The organism is Vibrio fujianensis (genome assembly GCF_002749895.1).
GTDB classification, from domain to species: Bacteria; Pseudomonadota; Gammaproteobacteria; order Enterobacterales; family Vibrionaceae; genus Vibrio; species Vibrio fujianensis.
Genome location: NZ_NBUS01000021.1, coordinates 1,643 through 2,366, shown reverse-complemented (window position 1 = coordinate 2,366; position 724 = coordinate 1,643). Strand labels below are relative to the sequence as shown.

The following is a 724-nucleotide window of genomic DNA, read 5'->3' as shown; positions in this document are numbered from 1 at the left end:
ACGTTCAGGATCTGCCTTTAGTAGTAGAAGGTAACATAGCCACTGCCGGAGGTTGCCTTTCATTGGTGTATCTCATTGGTTGGGTGGCAGAGCGGCTTTTTGACTCAGATAAACGAAAAGTTATTCAGAATCAATTAATTCCAGCTGGGCAGTTAGAACTTTTTGAAGAGCTAATTAGCACAACTATTCAGTCAGCAGAGTTGAAAAATTCGCATAACAAAGCATTTAAGAGTGATTCGTAACGCTTGGCAGTTTCGCTTCGCTCAAGTATAGCCAAGCGTCACTCACACCTTAATGCGGCGTTAGGCTACTCAGGAGATTTGAACTTGAAAACGGTTTTTGTTTGTCTAACCATGCTGTTTGTTTCTTTGTTTGTATATGCAGCAAATGTTCCTAGTTTGCAAGGACATTATGAGCGATATTATAATGGTCAATTAGATACTAACGCTGCCTTTATTGATTTAACTAGGGTGGATTCGAGCGAATACAAACTCTCAGGGACATCGGTTTGGGTTGGTGATTCTTCCTCTGGCTTTATAAATATTGGAGAAATCGATGGTGTCGTAACCTTTAATGGAAATCAAATAAATTATGATGTCGACGGTTGTACTCTTAAAATTTTATTAAACCAGAATATACTCGTAGTCAGCAACGATAATGGATGTGGTGGGTTAAATGTTTCCTTCAATGGTACATACGTGAAAGAACAGTAGAATCAATAGCC

At 39.1% G+C, this 724-nt stretch carries 1 protein-coding gene and 1 pseudogene; both read left to right on the top strand.

Annotated features, from left to right (window positions below):
- Positions 1-242, top strand: a pseudogene (locus B7C60_RS17335) (DJ-1/PfpI family protein); the annotation flags it as partial.
- An 84-nt stretch (positions 243-326) separates the two neighbouring features.
- On the top strand, positions 327-713 hold the full coding sequence (locus B7C60_RS00475; protein ID WP_099609979.1) for a hypothetical protein: 387 nt from the start codon (positions 327-329) through the stop codon (positions 711-713).
- Positions 714-724: the final 11 nt, after the last annotated feature.